This is a genomic window from Bacteroides sp. ET489, from assembly GCF_030518095.1.
Lineage (GTDB): Bacteria > Bacteroidota > Bacteroidia > Bacteroidales > Bacteroidaceae > Bacteroides > Bacteroides ndongoniae.
On record NZ_JAULLJ010000029.1, the window covers coordinates 33,175 to 48,449 of the forward strand.

The following is a 15,275-nucleotide window of genomic DNA, read 5'->3' on the forward strand; positions in this document are numbered from 1 at the left end:
GCTTTCTCATTTTTATTAATTAAACTCTACCTTTACCATCTTTTCGATGTTCATCGCCAGAATCTTGATTGCAAGACGAATGTTATCCGAACTGGGAAGTACGTGATCGCCGGCAATGGACATGCACGCACGGCGGATGTTAACAAGGTGCTGGTTGGGCCGTGGGATGTATGGCGACATGGTTGCTTTCTGGATGAATTGTGCCGTGGCACGCTCAAACTTCCAAATGTAGTCTATCAAAATGACGCACATGTAGAGGTTGAGTAGCAAGGTATAGTCTGTCAGATCGGGCCACTGCTTTTTCATTTCAGCATAAACCGACTGCTGCAACTTCTCGATGTGACCGTATGCTTCGTCGAAGAAGAAATCTACCTTGTCTTTCAGGTCTTCTTCTATCTCATGACCTACAAGTCCCATCGTTTCGCGCTCATATTCTTTCATCTCCTGTTTGAGCGTTCGGGTCTGTTCTTTGTAGTTCAGCCTTTTCTGTGCGCATATCTGGCAAACTACATCTGCGTATTCGAATGCCGCGCGGCTGGTGACAACTGGGATATATACCAGCTTCAGGGTTGTCTCCGGTGGTACATTGTATGCCATCAGTTCGCCGGCGGATATGCTGGTTCCGACGCCGGCATTGATAAGGGTTCTGATTTGGGATATTGTTCTCATAAAAAATACTCCTTACATTTAAATCCCTTTCTGGGTTCAAAATCATAAAAATCACAAGTTCGATAAATCTCTTTTCTGTCTGTCCATCTGGCCATGTCAATTTGCCATTGAGGAACGATCTGTGCTCGATCGGTAAGTGAGCGATAAGGTTGCGCATGCGGGAGAACTTTCTTGTACTTCTTCCAGTAGTTTATGCGTTGATAGCTTTCTTTTAGTTCCATTAAAATGCAGTACAAAAAGAATTCCCCTTTGTAGCCATGCGACCGAATCGAGTTAATGGCTCGTTCACATTCGGCTATCTGCCCGTGAGTGTCGCACCCAAATCGTATGCGATTAATCCATTTTACTTTTGCAAGTAGTTTAGCAATATCATCTGTAACAAGACGTGCATCAAGTGCTTGATTGAAATCGACTTTATATCCTTTTTGAACGATCTTCTCAATCTGCTGCAATCCGTAATCGCTTGCCAGCACATTGTTATCCATCAGAATAAGTCTGTTCCGACCGTCGACGGCAATATCGTCCACATCCATGTAAGGTCGTATGTTTCCTTCCTTCTGAGGTACCACGCACCACTTGCATCGGTTCGGGCATCCGCGAGTCAAGAAACCGTATGCGGTTCGGCTGTCGATGGAAGGATATAGGCTGTAGTCCGGAGTACACCGGTCTATACTTTCCGGCAGCGTCTTGTGGATGTCGATACCAGTTCCTCCAAACTCTACTTCGTCAGCATTGATGTAGAACCCGTAATCTGGTGTGAAGGTAAAAACCTTGGCTGCATACACCTTGTCGTAATGATCCAACGGGTTGTACCACTCAACAATATCTCCGCGCTGCTTGTGATAGCTGCTTATCTTCATCAGTGCCAGATTGGGATAAGTGCTGTCTATTGCAAGAAGTCCTATTTTATTAATTTTCATTCTGTTTCCTTTTTTAATTTTATCATCAAAAAACCTCTCCTCTCGCATTCCCTCAACAGCTCCATGTCATCCGGGCGGATGTCGCATGGGGGCGTGGTTGACTACCCAAAATGGTCATGATGCTCTGTTCCGGATCATCCACATATTATCTTTCATCAGATTCAATATACTATCGTGGTAGTCGGATATCTTATTGCAGACCGAACGGCTCTGAACGACATTGAACGTTTTGAGTGAAACCTCTATTGTCTCCAGTCGCTTTCCCTCCTTTTGGGCCGAAAGAATGAGGCAGTCAGGACGTGAATAATATTTCATGGTGTATACGCAATGGTGCATTGCCTTTCCTTCGACATAGAATTGCGTGACACTTTCAAGTGGCCGTATGACGATGCCTTGTCCGCGTATCTCCATTCCGAGAAACGGACGTATGCGCTGAATGAACTCGTGTATGTCATTTTTTAGGTTTTCGATGTTCTTACGTCTGTCCTCCTCAATCATCCGACGACGGTTCTCTGCATCATGCTTCTCCTTTCTTCTCTTCAGGCGGTCATGCTCCACTTTCAGGTTCTTCGGACATACATAGTGGGCATTGTGGGTATCAAGATTAAAATAGGTCAGCAGATGAAGGTAATCTTGCCACATGCTTGCGTCTTTCACAATGTATCTGTTCCGGTTGCAGATGTTGATTGCCCATTTATACGAAATCGAATAATGACTGAATCGGTATCGGATCAGGTCATATTGACGTGTCTTCAGCAGGGTTTCAACTAAAACATCGTTGTTCAGCAATGCTCGTACCAATGATGCCGGTGTGATGTCGTGAAATGATGTCCTCAACCCGTTCCTGCGAAGTATGGGAAGCAGTTTCACTGAAGGATATACCCATCCATTGATATTGTACTTATTGTAATTGCTATACCATTCACATTTCTCCTTTTTTAATGTCATAGGCTCTTCGTACTTCCATGCATTGTTGAACATGGTAAGCGGCCTTGAAATGACCAGCTCTCTATGTTCCAAGCTAAACCATTGCTGACATACTTCCGACAAAAAGTAGAATACCTCGCCATTATTATGATTCTCTCTGCGATAACGTCTTATATATATATGACGCAGTACTTGGAACTCTTCCGAAGTAGTGACAATAGTCATGTAGGAAGCTTCACTCAGATTCTTCCTTGTACTAACATTTACCTTCAGCTTTACTCCACAGTGCGGGCATGTAATGTACCCTTTTTTCTGTCCAGTAGCATCTATCCATTTTCCACCGCATACTGTGCACCACATTTCATTTTTGCATCTGTAGGCAATTCGTTCAAAGCAATGCTTCTTGGCCCATTGTTCTTGAGAAGTAGTAATTAATGGAAGATGCTCGCTCAGTGACACAACCCTCTTTTCCAACTCTGTTCTCGGTTTCATGGCTTAGAACAATGACATTTGTTGAACATCCGCTTCTTTCTTTGCCCTCTGCGGCCTTTTCTTCAGCAGGGAATATTGCTCCTCAGTAAGCCGCCTAATCGCTGCATCACGGGCAGCTTTTTCATCCTCTGCGCTAAGTTTTACTTCTTTGGATGTTGCTACCCTTGCGGTATCACAGACAGAAGATACCTTGATATCATCCTCGTCATAGTAATGTACAGCAAGGCCAAATACTTCTTCATCACTCATACATACCTGTGTACCTCGCTTTCTTGCCTCCCCAATAATATAGTCAAAGCACTCGTCAATACTCTTCCCTTCCTTTGAGTAAGCCTTAGCAAAGAGTTCATCTGTTTTAGCACGTTCATCCAAATAGTTCTTGATAACTTCTTTTGCTTCCATATCGCATTACAAATAATGGATTAAACAATAATCTGTCACCCAATATAAGGCAACATAAAAGGCGACATACGCAGCAAGAATAGCCAGTATTGTCGCCATAATCTTGATGTCTTTCATCTTTTCTCAAATTTATCACAGACTCTGCCATACCGGTTGCAAGCACATACTCTCTTTCTGAATGATCGGCAATAACATGAATTCTCAATAAACTGCGAAGCATTCCTGCACCGACGGCAAAACACATAGATTAACTTTTTTTCTTTCTCCCCCATGATGGTATTCGCTTTAGATAATCCGGCATTTCATGGTTCCTCTCAACCTTCACTTCTGTTTCTGGAGGTTTACGACGACGAATAACGGTATCCAGTTCATCGCTCCGCTCTTTCAGAAACCTGCGGAAAGCTTCACCAATAGTCATTGTATCGAAGTAGCCATAGAATTTTCCGTATCTGCCAAGCTTGAAGCGGGCCACGAATGACAGAAATTCAGTCAGCTTGATGTAGTGATACTGAGCCGCAAATAACTTGGAGAACTCTTCCAATGCTGACATATCCGCCCCCTCCTTGACCGATGACGTGAAGTCTATAGTCAAAAGCTGAGTTTTCACCCACAATGCGGACGATCCAGGAGAATACATACGATCCAGATCACTTATGACAGGCGACTTCTCGCTGTACACCTTCTCCAAATCATTCAACAATAACGGCTGAAGAGAACTTGAAAAGGCAGCGGCAGCTTGGCTAAAGGTCGGGTATCTCTGCCGTACGTGTTCCAGCATCACCTCCCTGCTCGATAGCCGCGTATTCGTCAACGAGCATTCTTGCTTTTGCAGCTTTATCAACTGGCCTATGGTCTTGTTTTCCATCTTTCGCTTTGATTTGTTTCTCGGTTATCCAAAGATTTGCCCGGCTGTCCCAGCGTTCCACCTTAGCGCCAGTAGCCGTCCTCCACCCCAACCCGTTGAAGTGATGGTAGAATAACGTAGCCTGCTCTTCCCAGTCCGGAAGTTGGCCGCGAAAGAATTCTTTCACTTCGTCGATAGTCGGTGGTACAAACTCCTGCTTTTGCTTGGAAGGTTTCTTCGGTGGTGGGTCGGGCGGGAATAACTCGCCAGAGTTATTTTCCCCTATAGTCTTTGTCTTTTTCTTTGTCTTATTTAACTCGGTAACAACCTGCTCCCTGACCTGCTCCCTAACCTCGGTATCAACCTGCTCCCTGACCTCGGTAAATTTTACCAAGGTATAGGAAACATTTGGGCTTCCATTCTTCGTTTTGAAGTCAATCAGACCAACTTGTTTTAACCGGTTTCTAGCTGCTGAAAGAGTTTTCAATGACGCTATACCAAGATCGGCAAGAACCTTGCTATTGTTGCGGTTAAACGTATTCGCCCACCTACAGAGGTTGTTAGTTTCTAACAGGTAGAAGTACAAAGCGGTTTCTGTGACAGTTAGCGAATATGCGTTATGTTGCAACCAAAAGTTCTTGATGTAGTCAATATAAGTCATCGCAAGTAAGTATTTACTTCATTTATGAATTGTTCCAGGGAACGACATACGACGTATCTGTTTCGGTACTTTTCTGCCTCTCTCTGCCACGTTCGCTGGTGTTCGCTCTGTACCCCTTTCGGAGTTTTCATTTCAATGCAGAGAGAGGCGTATCCTTTCTTGGGGATTAGCAGAATCAAATCAGCCACTCCACGAATACAGCCCTCGTACTTCATCTGTGCCCCCGTTTTTGTATCACGCTTTCCACCATTCGGAACGGCGAACATCATCATGCTCAAGCTGGGATACTGAAGCCGGAACCATTCCAAACAGCTATGCTGGAGTTGGCTTTCGGATTGTGGTGTAGTCTGTCTTTTCATAACCAAAGTTTTTTTGCCAAATCGAAGTTTTTTTGAGCTTCGTTTACCGCTTTCTTTGCATACGTCAAAGAGTATGAGTGTTCACGTGGATATTTGCCGGATTTCAACCCCTCATGATACTCTTTAGCCACTGCTAACTTATGCTCATAATAGTCCACGCTTTCAGGCATTGAAAGGTTTATAGTATCAGCCTTATTTGCCCAATACTGAGCAATTCTTTCATGCTCTCTGGCTTTCTCGTCAAACTCTACACTCTTGCCCATATTATTCCAGGCATCTTCAATGGCTTTTCTGTGTCGTCTTTCGCTATGATGGCCGATTTTAATAGGTTCACCCAGCGAGAGAAAATCACTGTCTTTATTTGATGCTTTGAAGTATTCTTCACTCTTTCGTTCTGCAGTGGCGGCCCAATCCAACCGGCGTTCTGCTTTTCGCTTTGCCCATTCTTGAACGTTAAAGCCATCAGCACGAACTATCGAGTAATAATAGAAGCCATCACGTTCAAATATCAGATTGAACACAAGACATTCATTCTCTTTACCATATTTGGTAGTCACAAAAATGGACTCACCTCTTTCATGCTTCTCTTCGCACTTTGCAAGAAAAACATTCGGACAAAATTTGAAATAGGTATTCATAATCAATTATAATCTTTGATTAAATATATTCATAGCCATATCTACTACGTTCTCTTTGACGACATCATCCGTACCAGTAACACCATTAGCGATGCTCTTCTTCGTTTGTATCACCTGGTACATATATTCGTCAATGGTATCCTTCCCAAGGAAGTAGTAACAGTTCACGTTATTCTTCTGACCGTTTCGATGGGCTCGGTCCTCCGCCTGCTCACAATCGCTGAATGTCCAAGGAAACTCTATGAACGCTACACGACTGCTAGCTGTCAACGTGAGGCCCGTACCACCGGACTTGTAATTCAGAATAATCAGCCTGCAATTCGGATCATTCTGAAAGGAATCTACAGCAGCCTGCTTTTGGGCAACATTATCCTCGCCTGTTACCGTAACAGCCTCGGGAAACAGTTTCTTCATTTCCATCACGACTTCTTTCAGATAGGCAAATACTATCAGCTTCTCTCCGCCGTCGATGACATCGTGAATAAACTCCGCGGCTGCCTTAATCTTTCCTCGGGCAGATATAGCTTTCAAGATACCCATCCGGACCATCACATCGCCGCGCATAGACTTTTCAATCTTCTCGTCGGAAGCATTCTTATAGACCCGCAAATAATTGATAAGGTCATTCTCAGCACGGGAATATTCATCCCTTGTCGTGATATCCATCTCGATATACTGCCTTGTCTTGTCAGGAAGCTGCGTCAACACTTTGGCCTTCTCCCGGCGAAAAAAACATGATGTCCACAGGCGCCAGTTCAGTTCCTTCAGATTAGAAGCTTTCTTGGGACCATTACAATATCTTTCCACGAAATTTTTATATCCTCCGAAGTCCTCAAGACGCCCCATAATCTTCAACTGCTGGATAAGGTCAGTATTGTCATTGACAACAGGTGTCCCGGTAAGCTCTAACACAAATTCTTTCCCTTTGCAGATACCTTCCACGAATTTGCTTTGTTGCGTCTTGGTTGACTTGCACTTGTGGCTTTCATCAATAACTACCGACTTGAACAGATTAATTCGTGGATCAAACGTAATGGAACGGAGAGTGAAGCGTGTGTCATTCTTCACGTCCAAGACAAAGAACTTTTTCAGGCTCTCATAGTTCGTGATAAATACATCGCAACACTTTGTCTCTACGAAACGGTGCCAAGAATTCTTGTTCTTATCATCAAGGATCAGTGCCTGTTTGCCGGCAAACTTTTTGAATTCACGCTGCCAGTTTATCTTCAGCGCAGCCGGACAGATCACCAAACACGGATAAGATTTTGCTATAGTCACCGTACCAATGGCCTGCAAAGTCTTACCGAGCCCTGGCTGATCTCCGAAAATGCACCGCTTATGCAATAATGCGTAAGCGATGCCCTCTTTCTGATACTCATACGGTTCCAATAGCAATCCATGTGGAACGGTTAACTTAGGCATTGGAGCAATATCCATATTATCTAATGAACGCTTTTGTTCATATCGCTGGATACTTCCACAATAACCGTGTTTCACAGCCCAATCCGCCATCGTATTAACATAATATTCGTCAGCTTTATCAACCCACCAAGCCTTCTCCTGAAACAGATATGCTTTCTTAGGATTATTTGCAACCGACGGTATTCGTTTTACAAGAATATTGAGCGTTGGATTGAAATTGAACTTTATTTTGAAGCCGTCTGTGTATTGATTGATTATAAATGGTGCCGGCATATCAAGCTACAGCTTCTTTCTTACGGTTACGACGCGGCTTCATCCGCGTACCATTAATAGTAATGTTCGCTCCTGCATCAAGCGCCTTGTTAATAAATGCTTGCGCTTCACCGAATGGTGCATCCGGAACATCGTCCGCTTTTATGTCTCCTGTTTCCGATTCATCAAACGGAAGTTCCTGCTGTACGATGGCCCATTTCTTGGCCGTCAGGTATTGCTCCACTTCGTAGTTACATGCTTCAATAGCTTGCTGCAATTCGAAAGCGTTAGTGTATTCTTCATTCTCATTATTGAACTTTGTAAATGGTGCGCTCAGATTAAGTACCTTCTTGGATTTCAAGAAACGCTTGCCAATAAGCGTGACACCTTTATCTTCATCAGTACTACCTATACTATACCCACTCACCTCAAGTACATTGTGAATTTCCTCGGGGATATCCTCAATGAAGGTCTTGTCATCTGCTTCCTTCTGTTCACAAAGGAAGGCCAAGTGAGGGACCAACGCATCCAAGGCAGCTTCAAGGTCCTTGTGAACAAGGTTCTTCCCTTCCACGGTCACCGTGTCGTCATTCTCATTTTTATAAACGGCCACTAATGTTTTGTCTTTAGTGATCTTTGCTTTAATGATATTCATTTTTACCTCCTATCTTTATATTCGTCAATAAATTCTTGGTAATATCGGTCGGCCGGAAGCGGCAATCGTATTCCAAGCTCGGCAGCCGCATCAGCCTGAACCTTATTAAGAAAATCTGTCATCTGCAATGTATTCTGTCTGGAAGTACTTCCGGACACAACGATTTCTTTGCCATTGATACAAGTCGTCCTACGAAGGAAACGACTGCAATAGTAGTCATGTATGTCCTGCTTGTCCATTCCGGTTTCCCGTTCGATGCAGGTGAACCACATCCACATTAGTGCATTTTGCGGAATAGTCCGTGGCTCCGTGTACCGTTCTATTTTCACCCGATATCTACCATTGCGAAGTTGGCTACACATGAAGTCAAAAGACTTTTCCATATGTATCTCACCTTTTACTTTTTCAAGGATCGCTTCTTGTGCCATATTACTCTCCGAATATTTTCTTATCAGTTATCAAATCTCTGTTGGCTTCCAGGAACTCGATGAACCGTTCCACATGTACTGTGAGCAACTTCACCGTCTGCTCATGGTTGTACGTATAATATTCTGGATAGCGAGTACCGCTGATGAGAGGGGTGCGGCTCGTTCCACCTTTTAAAGCAAAAGCTGTATATTCAAATGCTTTTACGCCAGCCATCTGCCCGGAATCAATCAAGCAATATGGATATACATGACGTTGCCAACCATGTTCATACTTACCGAACGTATAGCTGCTGGTTGTCTTGATGTCATAAACTACATCTCTTCGCAATTCGTCAATAAACCCATATAGTTCAACTGGGCCATACCGAGTATGTAAAATGGAAGATACAAACACTTGGCTCAATGAACCTTCAAAGTAGGAAGCTTGCTCTATACACCATTGTCGGTCAAACATGAAATGATGTTCTTCCATCAATTCCGACTTCGGGAAAGAGACTTGTACCACATTCGTTTCACTGTCTCCAATGATTGTGTACGGTTCGCGTTCAGTAGGTATATGCTTTTTACGATGAATGAAGCTATCCACAATTGCGTTAAATGCAGTTCCCTTATCAGCAGCTTCACTGGCAAACGGTACGCGGTTTATACAATCAATAAGTGATTGCTTCAACTCCTCCTCCACTTCATCCGGACTTTTCTTGTATTCGCCCGTCTCATTATCTATGTTGAAAAAGCTTTCCGCTTCTTCGTCCGCCCGTAAGTACTGCTCGAACTTGTCGAGCAGTGACGGGTAGATACGGTATTTAGGCTGCTGCTTCATATTTTTTAGATAGTTTATTGAACTTCAAGCCCATCGATTTGCACTTCTCATTAAGCAGCATTCCAGCTCTCAACTTGGAATCAAAAATATGTTGCATATTACCTATCGCAGTTGCCACTTCGTTAGCACTTACAACATCTGTTACCATTTCGATATTCTCTTTGATGACATCCATCAGTGCCTCATATTCGGAAGAAAGTTCGGTTTGCTTTGCTTGATACGTAGTATATGCTACTATGATTTTCGTCATGAAGCTGTTCGCCCCTGTGGGGTTACCTTGTTCATCAATTATGGTCGGTATTTCCATACGATCTGGCAGATTACACGTATTCTTCCCATAGAACTTCTCACATGGATTGAATGATATAGTCCGCTTCTTACCGATTGCTTCCATATATCCTACTAAGTCCAGTTCCTTAATCAAGTCGCCGGCAGATGAGCCACCGATTTCAGGGCGAATCTGCTTATCCTCTCCAACCTTCTCCTCTCGCTCGTGCGCAACGAATATCACAGATTTCCCCATAATAGTCACTCTCTTCACGAAGTCGATAAACATGTTCTTCCGTACTCCATACCCCTGCAGGGACAGTGTTCCATCACTCTTACGTAACTTTGGATTGTTCTGCATGATATACACATCCATAAAGGAAAGCATCTTTCCAGCAGTATCAATCACATACGTTTCGTAAGTCGCTGCTTCAGGTGAAGAAAGTACTTCGTTAACATCTTCCCACTTTGAAATCTGAACAGTATCTACACGATGTGCAGCATTCACACGGTGTACACCACCGTCGAAATCTAGAAGAAGAGGGGTCGGTGCACTCAAAGCCAAAGTTGTTTTACCCATACCTGGTTGTCCATAAATCAGTGCTGACAAAGTAGTCTTAACGGTCAGCTCGTTAGGTTTTTTGATTAATCCCATAATGATAATATTTAAAGTGGTTAATAATAGTCCAACAAAAAGCCCCGAAGCGTATTCTCCGGGGCACAGCACATGACACATTCTAATCCTTTTCCGATTTCGCGTTACCTTTCAGATAGAGTCAGCGGCTAACCGATGCCGCGCGGATAAAACCTGCGCTATCTTCGCCCTACTTTCGGATTGTAGCGGATTTCTTGTAAAGGGTTGCAGAACATACGAGAGTCGAACTCGCATAGATGCGTCCATCTGTTTTACCTGCTTAAACTAATGTCCTCCAGTTGTCTTCCCAACTTGCCTTATCTGCGCAGATAGTGGTACCGGCAGGACTCGAACCTGCATGAGTTGTCAGTTCTTTGCATCTATGGATTGACCGTCCAATCATCGAGCATAGCGTCTCCCAATTCCGCCACGGAACCATATGCCCGTCTTTCCGGGCTGTCTGTTAATTGGATTATAAAAACTTAAATAGGGGCATTCTCCCTACGGGCTCCTTTAACCCGGCAATTTGAATTAAACAATTACTGATAACTGAATCAAATGTGGGTAATGCGGGACTTGAACGCCGCGACCTGCGCATATCTAACTAACCTTAAATAAACTATGGAAAACACACAACAAATACCGAAATATGCGCCGCTCTACCTGACTGAGCTAATCACCCATAAAAATTGTGTGCTATCTTCACAGACCGCACACACTGACTGTTTCACACAAAATGCATTCATCTGAATTCTTCATCACTACCGAATAATTTATCAAGCTCTGCAAATAAGTCATCTTTGTGTCTCGCGATATATAGGCAGGACCAAGAAAAAACGGTCAACGATATCCAAAACAACAGCCCCAAACCTGAAACCGTGACCGCACAGAGAACAAATGATACAACCATAATAGAAGATAATCTACTAACACTCATACCGCTCTCCTCCTTCTATATGGTTTAATTGCATATTTTAACACGTCAGCAGCATTACAGAACCATTTCCCATTCTGACTATTAGTAGGCTTATCAGTGCGAATCTTACCCTCTTCCATCAATCTCATAAGCCTTTTAAGTCCCCCAACAAGTTTTGCAGACTTCCGTTGCCCAAATGTCTCAAGGTCCATAATGGCCATAATATCGGCTAATCTTGCTTCAGCCGTTCCATCAATAAGTATCTGATTAGTATATCTCATAAACAAAAATCTACATCGTTACATTTCCGACTTGGACGAAAACAACGTACAGATGTACGTGCTCTTCCAGATATGCGCATCCTTCTCAAATCTATTCCATTACATGTTACCTGCATCACGATGAATAGAATGGAGAACAATAGTTCAAGACCGTGCTTTCGTAACTCTTTCAAATCAAAGTTCCGTTTCAGCCGGTCACAGATCATATATAGAAGAAGCTCAGTGTCCTTTGAAATTCCGAGCTTCTTATAAATGGTCCGCTTCTGTGTCCGAATAGTCCAGACAGACTTTCCGAGGTTATCTGCCACCTCCTTATCAGCAAGCCCCTTGCAGTATTCTTGAGCGACCAACCTTTCCGTAGGAGATAGAACAGGTACCATCATGCTGTCCTTTCTACCGGGAAAATACCCTTTTTCTTGTCAATCTCTCCGACCTCCCAGTTAGCATCTTCTACACACATTTCCAATCTTAACCTTGGAATTAAAGTAGATTTTACCGATGTATATGCTTTTACGGGGAACATATAGATATCCCCGACTTTCATTTCCCGCAATGCAGGAGTGTAGTTTTCTGTTATTACCTTTTTCATATCCAATCTATTTATTAGTTAGTGCCTCGATAAGCTCTCTCTGCTCTTCCCACCGGAGTTATCAGCTACTATTCTTCACTGCATGACCGTTCGAGGCATGTCGGCTTCTTATTTCGCACCGTTGCAAGTCCTCCGCTCATATCATCGCTGGATTATTGCTACTCCGGGTATCTCTCGCGTCCTCTATGCTGGGTCTGAGGGTATGCGCCAGTATCGCTTTCTGGAACGGATTGCTTAGGGCCATCACTCCATTCAGTTCCCCACCTCCACATCAAAGGGTAGGTTCTATGACCAGGTGAGGATATTTAGTAAGCTGCCCGGTGCGGGGTAAAGGGGTAGCCGGCGCCTTGGCATCCCTCGCGGCTTTTGTCACCGGATAATAGCACTAACCTTTCAGCAGCTTAATTTTTCCATTTAATCTCCGCAATAATGCGAACCCATATATCCTTTGCTATTCTTGTTATAATATGCCGAATAAGAAGCATTGTAAAAATCGAATGAACTCCTACGCTCCGGTTGCAGTAAAGCATCCTTCATAGCCGACTTTTCCGCTTCCCGTGCTTCATTTTCAGCGACGAGTTTCTTTTCGTTAGCCCATGCAACCTTAAGACAATCACCGAAACTCTTAACTCCGTGAGTAATCTGATACAGCTTAAAATACTTACTGTATATCTCATGAGCTTCTTTCATAATCTTGTGCAAATCGTACTTTTTCATTGCTATACTGTCTTTTAGGTATGTTACTTTTTTTGCTGTTTCAACGATTTTTGCTTAATTTGTCGTTGATGTCGTTGTTGATGTTGCAAAGATACTAACAGTTAGCATAAATACAAACTTTATCACGTTAAAAGTTAGTATATTCACAACATTTAACTAACTGTTAGTACAACTATATATGGAAGCTTGGGAACGAATACAAAAAATCATTGATGAAGAAGGATTAAACAAAAATTCTTTCAGCAAGGCTATTGGCATTTCTAATAATGTCACAATAACTCGAATAATTAATGAAAAACGTTCTCCTTCAAAAAGTACATGCGATAAGATTGTAGCTGCTTTCCCTAAATACAATCTTAAATGGTTGCTTACAGGCGAAGGAGAAATGCTAAACCAAACAACACCGACTGTTCACCCTAATGCTCATATAGTAGAGAATCTCGATTATATGAGTGTACCAGTGGTGCATATTAAAGCACGGTGCGGGTATCTGGCAGGATATGAAGATGCAGGATATATAGGAACACTACCTACAATGCCTGTTATCGTTGACCGTACATATCATGGGAAGTATATGATATTCGAAGCAGAAGGTGACAGCATGGACGATGGTACACGTAATTCAATATGTGACGGTGACAAACTTCTCTGTCGGGAAGTACGCCGGGATCTATGGCTCCCGAAACTTCACATCAACGACTGGTACTTTGTAATTGTGCACCGTACAGAAGGCATCGCAATTAAGCAAATTATCAATCAGGACGAGAACGGAAATATAACATGCCACTCATTAAACAACATGTTCAATGACTACACGCTTAATTTGGATGATGTTGTCGAGATATATAATGTTATTAAGGTTGTGGAAAGAAATATGAGATTATGAAAAAAAAGATAATTACCATAGTTTGTTCTATCATTATCCTACTAATCGGTTATTTCACTTATTTCTATATTCAAGATGTAAATAAAAAGAGTGAAATAAAGGATAGAAATATAAAGTTTAAAGAATGCTATGAGAAAGTCAAGAGAGATGTAAAAATTCGACAGCTCGGCATACCTGAAATAATCGAATTTGAAGATTTTGATAGTTTACAAATAGCAGTAAATACAAAGGGGGAAGCTTATATCGATTTTGAAGTTCGGTATATTTATATGAAATCTCTTGATTCAAAATACGATACTGTTCGTTTCAATTATTATATCAACACTGATGGGAAAATTGAATTTGTAAGAAAATCAGATTGAAATAAATGAGTTAATTAAAAAAATATTGTTTATATTCCAATGCCAAAGCATCAAATGATATAAGAGATGGATTTTAAACTACCCATAAGTAGTTTACCAATTACCTATAGGTAGTGAACAAATTACCTATAAGTAGTCGACAAACTACCTATAGGTAATCAATCTATAAACTATGAATATCATAGATTTACATAAAGACAATTACAGCTTCGACCATTATATTACCCGATGCTGCAATATGGATTTGATAGAAATCCTGGAAGATACCCGCAGAGAGCTTGAACGGTTGAACAAAATCAATCTCCATTCCAAGACTTATCAACCTTATGCGGATATGATAACAGCCTACAAGATCTCATTACAAGAAGTATATGAATTCTTGGGCGGGGCACCTATTGGCGTCATCTCAGAAAGGAACAGAGAATGTATCAAACCTCTATTACAGCATCTGGGGATAAAGGTGGATTAACCGTTTGTTTTGAGAGGCAATCCTTGATGCGATCAAGAAGCATTTCTGTTTCTATCAGTTTTTCTATCAGTTCTGCCTCATAGGTCTCGGCCAAATGAGAATTAGTTAATGTACCAATAGTAACGAGTGTATAGCGAACATTCTCAAGTTCAAAGAGAAGTTCATGGGCTTTGCGAATTCTTTCAAGTACCATGTCTTTAATTTTAAGTTCAACAAATATACGCAATATGAATAATATAATTACTGACTGCTCATGTCAGTGGAAAAATGAAAATCACTGCCAACTTACTCCAACTTGCAAAGGTTGGGGATGTAGGTTTCTTGGGACACCCATCGATGAAATACCTACTACAGACAAAGAGAAAGCAAAGCTCTTCTCTAAGGTATATAGGGAAGCAAAAGAGAAAGGAGTGCTGGAATGTCCACACTACCGTTCTTTGTTCATTGATGAAGTTCTTGAAAATATAGGACATTCCAAATCGTAAGCTAACACACATTTTACCCAAAACGAATCGGAGGCGTTTTGCAATTAGTACATAAATAGCTGTAGCATAGAGATATATAAAGAAATATCTGCCGCACTGGCAGTGTCGAGGTGAGCGGTTCGAGTCCGCTATGCTCCACGAAAGAGGATGTACCGAAAGATACACCCTCTTTTTTTATGC

Annotated in this window: 21 protein-coding genes and 2 tRNA genes; 3 read left to right on the plus strand and 20 right to left on the minus strand. The window is 42.3% G+C overall.

Annotation, left to right across the window (positions count from 1 at the left end):
- Positions 1–15: 15 nt before the first annotated feature.
- The 19 genes from Q3C19_RS14035 to Q3C19_RS14125 form a co-directional block, all read right to left on the minus strand.
- On the minus strand, positions 16–669 hold the full coding sequence (locus tag Q3C19_RS14035; RefSeq protein ID WP_302730115.1) for a hypothetical protein: 654 nt from the start codon (positions 667–669) through the stop codon (positions 16–18).
- Complete coding sequence (locus tag Q3C19_RS14040) at positions 666–1,589, minus strand: radical SAM protein (protein ID WP_302730117.1); 924 nt, start codon at positions 1,587–1,589, stop codon at positions 666–668. Before Q3C19_RS14040 ends, Q3C19_RS14035 begins: the two co-directional genes overlap by 4 nt.
- Positions 1,590–1,703: 114 nt before the next feature.
- The gene (locus tag Q3C19_RS14045) at positions 1,704–2,876 is read right to left on the minus strand and encodes a PcfJ domain-containing protein (RefSeq protein ID WP_302730119.1); all 1,173 of its coding nucleotides are present in this window, start codon (positions 2,874–2,876) and stop codon (positions 1,704–1,706) included.
- A gap of 135 nt (positions 2,877–3,011) precedes the next feature.
- The gene (locus tag Q3C19_RS14050) at positions 3,012–3,410 is read right to left on the minus strand and encodes a PcfK-like family protein (RefSeq protein ID WP_302730121.1); all 399 of its coding nucleotides are present in this window, start codon (positions 3,408–3,410) and stop codon (positions 3,012–3,014) included.
- A 247-nt stretch (positions 3,411–3,657) separates the two neighbouring features.
- Positions 3,658–4,002 carry a DUF6633 family protein gene (locus tag Q3C19_RS14055; RefSeq protein ID WP_302730122.1) on the minus strand — a complete coding sequence of 115 codons (345 nt, stop codon included), beginning with the start codon at positions 4,000–4,002 and terminating at the stop codon, positions 3,658–3,660.
- Between the two features lie 148 nt (positions 4,003–4,150).
- The gene (locus Q3C19_RS14060) at positions 4,151–4,915 is read right to left on the minus strand and encodes a hypothetical protein (protein WP_302730123.1); all 765 of its coding nucleotides are present in this window, start codon (positions 4,913–4,915) and stop codon (positions 4,151–4,153) included.
- Positions 4,912–5,274, minus strand: a complete 363-nt coding sequence (locus Q3C19_RS14065) for a VRR-NUC domain-containing protein (protein WP_302730124.1) — start codon at positions 5,272–5,274, stop codon at positions 4,912–4,914. The genes Q3C19_RS14060 and Q3C19_RS14065 overlap by 4 nt, the downstream gene beginning before the upstream one ends.
- The gene (locus tag Q3C19_RS14070; RefSeq protein ID WP_302730125.1) at positions 5,271–5,912 is read right to left on the minus strand and encodes a DUF3560 domain-containing protein; all 642 of its coding nucleotides are present in this window, start codon (positions 5,910–5,912) and stop codon (positions 5,271–5,273) included. Before Q3C19_RS14070 ends, Q3C19_RS14065 begins: the two co-directional genes overlap by 4 nt.
- 6 nt (positions 5,913–5,918) lie before the next feature.
- On the minus strand, positions 5,919–7,349 hold the full coding sequence (locus Q3C19_RS14075) for a DEAD/DEAH box helicase (RefSeq protein WP_302730126.1): 1,431 nt from the start codon (positions 7,347–7,349) through the stop codon (positions 5,919–5,921).
- 259 nt (positions 7,350–7,608) lie between these two features.
- Positions 7,609–8,241: a hypothetical protein gene (locus Q3C19_RS14080; protein ID WP_302730127.1), complete on the minus strand. Its 633-nt coding sequence runs from the start codon at positions 8,239–8,241 to the stop codon at positions 7,609–7,611.
- A gap of 2 nt (positions 8,242–8,243) precedes the next feature.
- Positions 8,244–8,624 (minus strand): hypothetical protein, encoded by a 381-nt coding sequence (locus tag Q3C19_RS14085; RefSeq protein WP_302730128.1) that lies wholly within the window; start codon positions 8,622–8,624, stop codon positions 8,244–8,246.
- 46 nt (positions 8,625–8,670) lie between these two features.
- Positions 8,671–9,489, minus strand: coding sequence for an HNH endonuclease (locus Q3C19_RS14090; protein ID WP_302730130.1), 819 nt, complete (start codon positions 9,487–9,489; stop codon positions 8,671–8,673).
- Positions 9,473–10,411, minus strand: coding sequence for an ATP-binding protein (locus Q3C19_RS14095; protein ID WP_302730131.1), 939 nt, complete (start codon positions 10,409–10,411; stop codon positions 9,473–9,475). The genes Q3C19_RS14090 and Q3C19_RS14095 overlap by 17 nt, the downstream gene beginning before the upstream one ends.
- Positions 10,412–10,723: 312 nt before the next feature.
- Positions 10,724–10,827: transfer RNA gene (locus tag Q3C19_RS14100), tRNA-Asp, on the minus strand.
- Between the two features lie 124 nt (positions 10,828–10,951).
- A tRNA-OTHER gene (locus Q3C19_RS14105) sits at positions 10,952–11,072 on the minus strand.
- Positions 11,073–11,323: 251 nt separating this feature from the next.
- Positions 11,324–11,587 (minus strand): hypothetical protein, encoded by a 264-nt coding sequence (locus Q3C19_RS14110; protein WP_302730133.1) that lies wholly within the window; start codon positions 11,585–11,587, stop codon positions 11,324–11,326.
- Positions 11,584–11,970, minus strand: a complete 387-nt coding sequence (locus tag Q3C19_RS14115) for a helix-turn-helix transcriptional regulator (protein WP_368045239.1) — start codon at positions 11,968–11,970, stop codon at positions 11,584–11,586. Before Q3C19_RS14115 ends, Q3C19_RS14110 begins: the two co-directional genes overlap by 4 nt.
- Positions 11,967–12,176, minus strand: coding sequence for a hypothetical protein (locus Q3C19_RS14120; protein WP_302730135.1), 210 nt, complete (start codon positions 12,174–12,176; stop codon positions 11,967–11,969). Before Q3C19_RS14120 ends, Q3C19_RS14115 begins: the two co-directional genes overlap by 4 nt.
- A gap of 414 nt (positions 12,177–12,590) precedes the next feature.
- Positions 12,591–12,893, minus strand: coding sequence for a hypothetical protein (locus tag Q3C19_RS14125; RefSeq protein WP_302730137.1), 303 nt, complete (start codon positions 12,891–12,893; stop codon positions 12,591–12,593).
- 178 nt (positions 12,894–13,071) lie between these two features.
- Between Q3C19_RS14125 and Q3C19_RS14130 the strand changes: the two genes are divergently transcribed.
- Complete coding sequence (locus Q3C19_RS14130; protein ID WP_302730139.1) at positions 13,072–13,779, plus strand: S24 family peptidase; 708 nt, start codon at positions 13,072–13,074, stop codon at positions 13,777–13,779.
- Positions 13,776–14,141, plus strand: coding sequence for a hypothetical protein (locus Q3C19_RS14135; RefSeq protein ID WP_302730141.1), 366 nt, complete (start codon positions 13,776–13,778; stop codon positions 14,139–14,141). The genes Q3C19_RS14130 and Q3C19_RS14135 overlap by 4 nt, the downstream gene beginning before the upstream one ends.
- Before the next feature lie 428 nt (positions 14,142–14,569).
- Here Q3C19_RS14135 and Q3C19_RS14140 read toward each other — a convergent pair whose 3' ends face one another.
- Positions 14,570–14,803, minus strand: a complete 234-nt coding sequence (locus Q3C19_RS14140) for a hypothetical protein (RefSeq protein WP_302730143.1) — start codon at positions 14,801–14,803, stop codon at positions 14,570–14,572.
- A 34-nt stretch (positions 14,804–14,837) separates the two neighbouring features.
- On the opposite strand from Q3C19_RS14140, the gene Q3C19_RS14145 reads away from it, so the two are divergent.
- Positions 14,838–15,095 carry a hypothetical protein gene (locus Q3C19_RS14145; RefSeq protein ID WP_302730145.1) on the plus strand — a complete coding sequence of 86 codons (258 nt, stop codon included), beginning with the start codon at positions 14,838–14,840 and terminating at the stop codon, positions 15,093–15,095.
- Positions 15,096–15,275: the final 180 nt, after the last annotated feature.

Bases quoted from the DNA above. Each gene is read 5' to 3' on its own strand.
- Q3C19_RS14085 (WP_302730128.1), bottom strand. From the start codon at position 8,624: ATGGAAAAGTCTTTTGACTTCATGTGTAGCCAACTTCGCAATGGTAGA.
- Q3C19_RS14130 (WP_302730139.1), top strand. From the start codon at position 13,072: ATGGAAGCTTGGGAACGAATACAAAAAATCATTGATGAAGAAGGATTA.
- Q3C19_RS14145 (WP_302730145.1), top strand. From the start codon at position 14,838: ATGAATAATATAATTACTGACTGCTCATGTCAGTGGAAAAATGAAAAT.
- Q3C19_RS14135 (WP_302730141.1), top strand. From the start codon at position 13,776: ATGAAAAAAAAGATAATTACCATAGTTTGTTCTATCATTATCCTACTA.
- Q3C19_RS14120 (WP_302730135.1), bottom strand. From the start codon at position 12,176: ATGAAAAAGGTAATAACAGAAAACTACACTCCTGCATTGCGGGAAATG.
- Q3C19_RS14045 (WP_302730119.1), bottom strand. From the start codon at position 2,876: ATGTGGTGCACAGTATGCGGTGGAAAATGGATAGATGCTACTGGACAG.
- Q3C19_RS14060 (WP_302730123.1), bottom strand. From the start codon at position 4,915: ATGACTTATATTGACTACATCAAGAACTTTTGGTTGCAACATAACGCA.
- Q3C19_RS14110 (WP_302730133.1), bottom strand. From the start codon at position 11,587: ATGAGATATACTAATCAGATACTTATTGATGGAACGGCTGAAGCAAGA.
- Q3C19_RS14115 (WP_368045239.1), bottom strand. From the start codon at position 11,970: ATGATGGTACCTGTTCTATCTCCTACGGAAAGGTTGGTCGCTCAAGAA.
- Q3C19_RS14050 (WP_302730121.1), bottom strand. From the start codon at position 3,410: ATGGAAGCAAAAGAAGTTATCAAGAACTATTTGGATGAACGTGCTAAA.
- Q3C19_RS14095 (WP_302730131.1), bottom strand. From the start codon at position 10,411: ATGGGATTAATCAAAAAACCTAACGAGCTGACCGTTAAGACTACTTTG.
- Q3C19_RS14140 (WP_302730143.1), bottom strand. From the start codon at position 14,803: ATGGTACTTGAAAGAATTCGCAAAGCCCATGAACTTCTCTTTGAACTT.
- Q3C19_RS14125 (WP_302730137.1), bottom strand. From the start codon at position 12,893: ATGAAAAAGTACGATTTGCACAAGATTATGAAAGAAGCTCATGAGATA.
- Q3C19_RS14070 (WP_302730125.1), bottom strand. From the start codon at position 5,912: ATGAATACCTATTTCAAATTTTGTCCGAATGTTTTTCTTGCAAAGTGC.
- Q3C19_RS14080 (WP_302730127.1), bottom strand. From the start codon at position 8,241: ATGAATATCATTAAAGCAAAGATCACTAAAGACAAAACATTAGTGGCC.
- Q3C19_RS14090 (WP_302730130.1), bottom strand. From the start codon at position 9,489: ATGAAGCAGCAGCCTAAATACCGTATCTACCCGTCACTGCTCGACAAG.
- Q3C19_RS14075 (WP_302730126.1), bottom strand. From the start codon at position 7,349: ATGGATATTGCTCCAATGCCTAAGTTAACCGTTCCACATGGATTGCTA.
- Q3C19_RS14035 (WP_302730115.1), bottom strand. From the start codon at position 669: ATGAGAACAATATCCCAAATCAGAACCCTTATCAATGCCGGCGTCGGA.
- Q3C19_RS14040 (WP_302730117.1), bottom strand. From the start codon at position 1,589: ATGAAAATTAATAAAATAGGACTTCTTGCAATAGACAGCACTTATCCC.
- Q3C19_RS14065 (WP_302730124.1), bottom strand. From the start codon at position 5,274: ATGAAAAGACAGACTACACCACAATCCGAAAGCCAACTCCAGCATAGC.